Below are 6,035 nucleotides of genomic sequence, written 5' to 3'. Positions count from 1 at the left end.
GTATCGGGATAGAGTCTTTGCCGTATCTCCTATCTCTTCTCCACGACTCAACTGGAGGTCCTGGGCATTCAAAAATAGTGCGTATCCCCCCAATTGGTACATTGCTACTTCAAAGGAGACTCTGGTTCTCGTAGAAGGTTTCTGGAAAACCATTCCCAGAACTTTCCCTTTTAAGGTGCTTTTAGGTTCCTTTCTCTTCTTCAGTTCTCTTGCAGAAAGAAGAATCTCTATTATCTCATCTGAAGTCAAATCCAGGATTGAAATTAGGTTTCTTTTCCCGCTATGGCTTGTCAATTTTATCCTCCTAAAAAGTGAATTAACAAAAAAACTCCCCTTTATTGAAAGGAGAGCACAAGTAAAAAAAAATTATTTCCCTTTAATTGGATAAGTCCCGAACTCCTTGGCTGCCTCATACATTGCCACAATGTTCTGGGGAGGCGTCTCTGGTTGTACATCGTGGGAGGGTGCAAGAATATAACCACCGCCGGGAGCAAGTATGTTAATCACCCTTCTTACTCCTTCTCTGACTTCCTCAGGTGTGCCAAAGGTCAAAAGCCGCTGAATATCTATTCCTCCCAAAAAACAAATCCTCTCCCCGAAATCTCTCTTGAGCCTTTCTGGTTCCATCTGATAAGCTAAAGGCTGAATAGGATTTAGTACCTCAAAGCCCACCTCGATAATATCATTTATCAGTGGGTAAATCGAGCCACAACAGTGGAGGAGAATTTTCGCTTCTGTATATTTCTTTATCTCTTTAACGAGTTCCGCCCAGTATGGTTTAATATATTTTCGGAAATCCTCAACGGACATAAAAGGCTGAGTCTGTGCGCCCATATCATCGCCAATACAGACTATGTCTATATACTTTCCTACCCTACCCAGGAACTCCCGCGCAAAAGTCTTCGAAGCTTTCAGTATCCTGTTTGCTAGTGCTGTAAAAAATTCGACATTTATTCTCATATCCATCATAAAATTATTGAACCCACGGACAAAAGCATACCGGTGAAAAACATTGGGAACCCAGGTAGATATGGCATAATCTGTATGCTCGTGAAGATGTCTTGCTTCTTCCTCTTTCCCCTTTACATATACAGGATTTTGATAGTCTGACCAGAATGGGTACTCCTCTATATCCTTCTCCGATATTGCATCCTTAAGAGGAGCAAGCGTATCGGGAATAGAAAAATATGGACCAGCCGGCTTACATATGAGCCCATGATTATCTAAGTCTCTCAGAGTCCCATCCGAGAGTCTCTCCATTCCCAGTCCTCCGGCACCTAAATTTCTTATATCCACATTAAATTTCCTCAATATCCTCTCATCAATATTACTCACAAGGTTCAGAAGATAAACAATCTTTGGTTCAGGGTAATCGGAAATATCTAAATATTCACAGAGTGCCTTATAACCATAGGGAGGAGCGTTTACTATACTCCAGTTGCGATTGCCAAAATCGACAGGAACTCTATCCGGTTCTCTATGTTCGATAACTTGTAAAACTCTCTCCCGGGAAGTCATCTCAACCATTTACCAACTCCACTGCCTTCCTGGTTGCATCCCTCGAACTCCTCGCATATCTATCTGCACCAATTTTTCTGGCAAACTCTTCATCAAGGGGAGCGCCACCCACCATTACCTTAACTTCTTTTCTGATGCCATCCTTCACCATTGCTTCTATAATATCCTTCATACCCAACATAGTAGTTGTAATTAGAGCAGATATTGCCACTATGTTTGCCTTTTCCTCTTTTACAGCGTTTACGAACTTTTCGGAAGGAACATCCACTCCCAGATCCACAACTTTAAAGCCCGAGGCTTCAAGAGTAGATACAACTAAATTCTTCCCCAGGTCATGTATATCGCCACTCACAGTCCCGATAACCACAGTGCCTCTTCCTCTTTCCCCTTTCAGATGAGGTTTTATAATCTCCGTGGCCCGTTTTACCGCCTCTGCTGCCACTAATAGGTCGGGTAAAAAATACTCTCTCTTCTCGAACTTATCTCCTACTAAATTCATCCCTTCCATCAAACCCTTTTCAATCACATCATGCGGGGAAACACCCTTGTTGAGGATTTCCTGGGTTAAAGCTTTCGTTTTTTCAACGTCCCCAACGAGAACAGCTTCCACAATTTTTTTGAATTCCAATTTCCCCATCTCACTTTCTACCAAGAACAAAACGGTAGTCGCAGGCTTCAGCCTGCGTATATAAACGCAACCTAAAGGTTGCGGCTACCAAATTATTTTTTAACGACCTCTTTCTCTTCCTTTTCCATCTTCTCGATTTTTTCCAAAAGCGGCGTCATTATTCTCTCAATTCTGCTTTTTGTAATCTGATAGGTATACTGCTCGGCATCGGACAGTGGCTGTTTGAATGGACCCATAGGAAACCCTCTAAGTTCCATCGCTGCCTTAAAACCTATGGGCATAGTAAGAGACCACATCGCCCTCAAAAGAATCAGTATCGAGAATTGAAGTTCTCTCGCCTCATCGTAGTTCCCTTCCTTAAAACACTTATGTAGCCGTTTCAAAATTTCCGGCACGATACATCCTGCAGCTACCATACATCCCGTTGCGCCCATCATAAGCCCGGGAAAGAATATGTCTTCTCTTCCTAACAGGAGAGTCAGGTCTTCACCGATTATCCTTATTTTATCCATAAAATGTACGATATCAACCATACTCCCGCTACTATCTTTCAAGGCGACCACATTTTCTCGCCTGCTCAGTCTTTTTACCACATCATAGGTTATTTTATTAGCAGCAAAAGGAATATTATACAGCACAAGGGGAATACTAATAGAATCAGCGATAATCTCGAAATGCTTTTCTACAATTTCCTGAGAGACGGTGAAATAGTAAGGCGCGCAAGCCACCACTCCGTTACAGCCTATCTTTTCCGCATGCTTGGCCAAAATCACAGCTTTTTCAGCGCAGGAAGCACTCACTCCAGGAACAACAGGAACCCTTCCTTTTGCCTGGTCAACACATATATCCATTATCTCCATATTCTCCTCAGGATTAAGATGCACAAACTCGCCCACACTGCTTACTGGATATAGCCCGTCTATACCTTTATCTATCAGAAAGTCTACTATCTTCCTTAGGACAGTTCCATTGACTTTCCCTTTCTCATCAAAGGGCGTCAGCATCGCTGCATAAACACCTTCTGGTCTAAATATTTCTTTTCCCATCTTTTATCCTCCTCCTAAAAATGGAACAAATGCTAAATTATCTCCTTCTTCCAATTTGCCTTTATCTTCCAAAACCTTCTTGTAATTTCTTCCATTTATGAGAATGACAAATCTTTTGTCCAGCTTCTCTTTTATCCCTATTTTAGTCCTCGAATCTATCTCTTCCAGAGCCTGCTGGAAGTCCTCGCTGACTTCCATTTCCAATTCTCTTTCGCCTTGATAATCTCTGGGCATAGCAAAAAATTTGGCTTTAATTTTTACTTTCATTTCTTTTAAATATTGTTCAAAAAATTAAATTTGGTAGCTGCAAACTTTAGTTTGCGTCAAGACGCAGACTGAAGTCTGCTACTCCTTTTTCTACTTGTATTTATCGAGTCCGAGTTCGGTAAGTTTCTCCTTGGTGGGTCTACCCTCTCCATCCCAATGCCTGATTAGATAATACTCTTTTAACATTGTATCAAGGTCAACTACAATACCTTTTGTCGGTCCTTCCTTAGTAGGCTCTCGGAGTAACCTTTGGGGAAGGGTGTCGTCTTTTGCTGAAATTCCTTCCCTCATTGAGAATAACCTTGTTAGATTATATATTCTTTCGCCAATCTTCAGAATATCCTCTGTTGTCTTCCACTCCTTTATTCCCGTGAGACTCTGAATGCACCTGGTTATATGGCGCTGAGTCAGTCCGAAATTCAGAAATAAACAGACAACTGCCGATTGGATGACTGCATAAAAGTCTTGCTGATTCTTCACAAGCTCAGCCTTAAATTCTGTAGCAAAAGGGTCCATCCTCTCCCGGACATCTAATATCTCAGCTCCTAATGTCCATGCCCTTAAGTGGCATGCGCCCCGGTCGCTGGTGGCATAGGCAAGGCCCATTCCAAAAGCGCCTCGTGGGTCGTATGCCGGTATTTCCATCCCCTTTACATGCATTGCAAATTTCTCAGTGCCCTTACCCAACTCCTTAGACATCTGGCGAACACCCTGGCTCATCAATTCTCCAACGCCTTCTCCTTTTGCCATCATTTCTATAAATTTTATTATTGCTTCGTCGTTTCCGAACTTCACGGGAAAACCAATCTGCTTTTCCGAGAGAATCCCTTTTTCAAAGCACTCCATGGTGAAGCCAATCACATTTCCTGTAGAAATAGCATCCAAACCGTATTCATCACAAAGATGCTCGCCATAAATTATCGAGCCAATATTGCTATTGCCACATTGAGCGCCCAAGCTCCACATATTCTCATATTCAGGGCCCTCTGTAAACTTTCCCTTATATTTACCATCGTCTACCCGGGATGCCTTGCTACAGTTTATCGGGCAGGAAAAACAGGCTATATGTCTCTTATAGTACTTTTTGTCAAGCACATCTTCATTACATTCTTTTACTTTTTCAAACACTCCGGTTTGAAAATTCTTAACTGGATGAGCTCCTGCCTCAATCATAAATGAATAGATGGAATTAGTTCCGTACTTGGGTCTTCCACCTCCTGTGTCAGGGCTGACCGTTAATTCATTATATGCTTCTGTACAAATCCTCATAAAACCGTCGAAATCGTGAATTCTAATACCCTTAGTTCCTTTTACGACAATAGCTTTGAGGTTCTTTGACCCCATTACAGCTCCTGAACCACCTCTACCGAAACCCCTACCTCCGGAGACTATATTGGCAAACCTCGCTTTTCTCTCTCCTGCTGGACCAATACACATAAATTGGCAATTCTCTCCATGTTTTTTCCTCAGCAGTTCCTGAGACTCAAAAGTAAACTTACCCCATAGATCTTTACCATCTTCAAAGGAAACTCCATCATCTTTAATAACCAGCACCGTCGGCTTCTTCGCCTTTCCCTTGATAATTATGGCATCATAACCGGCCATCTTAAGCTCGGGGCCAAAAAATCCGCCACAATGGGAATCAAGCCAGATGCCAGTTAACGGACTTTTAGTGCTGAGGACAATGTGACCGCTTGCCGGCATTAAAGTCCCTGTTAAAGGTCCAGTAGCCATAACCATAATGTTATCCTGAGATAAGGGGTCACAACCAGGCTTTAGCCCGTCATAAAGAATCTTCGCCCCAAATCCCTTGCCTCCCATGAAGTTTACAATCAGGTCAAAAGGAGTATCCTCAACAACATAATTAGAGGAACTCAAGTCCACCGTTAGAATCTTTCCAGCATAACCAAAATATTTATTATTACTCATGTCAGATCTGCTCCTTATGTTTTACTAAATACTTTTACGGGGCACCATTTAACGCACAGATATTCTCCCTTACACGTATCACAGAGAATAGGTTTCTGAGTTATTTCACTAACTACCACGCCGTCAAAAGGGCACGCCTTTACGCATTCAAGACAGGCAGTGCATTTTTCCTGGTTAATTCTTAAATAGCCGTTAACTCTTTCAATAGCATCATACTCGCACGCTTCAACGCACTTTGGCTTCTTACACTGCCGGCAGATGGTTACCTTGTCCTCCCAGGGCCAATTGCTATTTATCCTTACCATAGCCAATTTGGGATTCATTTCTTTATGATGTTGAATTGAGCAAATTATCTCGCAGATGCGGCAACCTGTGCATTTTTTATGGTCTGCAATAGGCATTAAATGCTCCTTTTAGACGATAATTTATTTAATTCTATCAACGATATCGGTCTATTGTCAAGTAATTTATTGAAGGTCTCTGAAAAAGCTTTACTTTTGCTCTGTCATTGCGAGCCCGAAGGGCGCGGCAATCGACCCGCAGGGTCGTTGCGAGGGCAAAGCCCGTGGCAACCTCGTGCCAAACCATGAGATTGCTTCACTTCGTTCGCAATGACACTTCGTGTCAGATTGCTTCGTCGCTTTGCT

7 protein-coding genes are annotated in these 6,035 nt (G+C 42.4%); all 7 read right to left on the bottom strand.

Annotated features, from left to right (window positions below):
• On the bottom strand, positions 1-294 hold a 294-nt coding region (locus VMW39_02790; GenBank protein HUW22946.1), incomplete at its 3' end, for an ornithine carbamoyltransferase.
• A 72-nt stretch (positions 295-366) separates the two neighbouring features.
• On the bottom strand, positions 367-1,527 hold the full coding sequence (locus tag VMW39_02785; GenBank protein HUW22945.1) for a uroporphyrinogen decarboxylase family protein: 1,161 nt from the start codon (positions 1,525-1,527) through the stop codon (positions 367-369).
• Positions 1,520-2,155 (bottom strand): corrinoid protein, encoded by a 636-nt coding sequence (locus VMW39_02780; GenBank protein ID HUW22944.1) that lies wholly within the window; start codon positions 2,153-2,155, stop codon positions 1,520-1,522. Before VMW39_02780 ends, VMW39_02785 begins: the two co-directional genes overlap by 8 nt.
• An 83-nt stretch (positions 2,156-2,238) precedes the next feature.
• A complete protein-coding gene (locus VMW39_02775; protein HUW22943.1) occupies positions 2,239-3,192 on the bottom strand; it encodes a dihydrodipicolinate synthase family protein in 954 nt (317 codons plus the stop codon).
• Between the two features lie 3 nt (positions 3,193-3,195).
• On the bottom strand, positions 3,196-3,459 hold the full coding sequence (locus VMW39_02770) for a MoaD/ThiS family protein (GenBank protein ID HUW22942.1): 264 nt from the start codon (positions 3,457-3,459) through the stop codon (positions 3,196-3,198).
• Between the two features lie 90 nt (positions 3,460-3,549).
• Complete coding sequence (locus VMW39_02765) at positions 3,550-5,388, bottom strand: aldehyde ferredoxin oxidoreductase family protein (GenBank protein ID HUW22941.1); 1,839 nt, start codon at positions 5,386-5,388, stop codon at positions 3,550-3,552.
• Between the two features lie 14 nt (positions 5,389-5,402).
• Positions 5,403-5,789: a 4Fe-4S dicluster domain-containing protein gene (locus tag VMW39_02760; protein HUW22940.1), complete on the bottom strand. Its 387-nt coding sequence runs from the start codon at positions 5,787-5,789 to the stop codon at positions 5,403-5,405.
• Between the last annotated feature and the right edge of the window lie 246 nt (positions 5,790-6,035).

The sequence above is a fragment of the bacterium genome, assembly GCA_035530055.1.
Lineage (GTDB): Bacteria > UBA6262 > WVXT01 > WVXT01 > WVXT01 > WVXT01.
Note: the sequence above shows the minus strand (reverse complement) of the source record. Positions and strands in the feature narration are given on the sequence as shown.

Bases quoted from the DNA above. Each gene is read 5' to 3' on its own strand.
- VMW39_02780 (HUW22944.1), bottom strand. From the start codon at position 2,155: ATGGGGAAATTGGAATTCAAAAAAATTGTGGAAGCTGTTCTCGTTGGG.
- VMW39_02785 (HUW22945.1), bottom strand. From the start codon at position 1,527: ATGGTTGAGATGACTTCCCGGGAGAGAGTTTTACAAGTTATCGAACAT.
- VMW39_02770 (HUW22942.1), bottom strand. From the start codon at position 3,459: ATGAAAGTAAAAATTAAAGCCAAATTTTTTGCTATGCCCAGAGATTAT.
- VMW39_02760 (HUW22940.1), bottom strand. From the start codon at position 5,789: ATGCCTATTGCAGACCATAAAAAATGCACAGGTTGCCGCATCTGCGAG.
- VMW39_02765 (HUW22941.1), bottom strand. From the start codon at position 5,388: ATGAGTAATAATAAATATTTTGGTTATGCTGGAAAGATTCTAACGGTG.
- VMW39_02775 (HUW22943.1), bottom strand. From the start codon at position 3,192: ATGGGAAAAGAAATATTTAGACCAGAAGGTGTTTATGCAGCGATGCTG.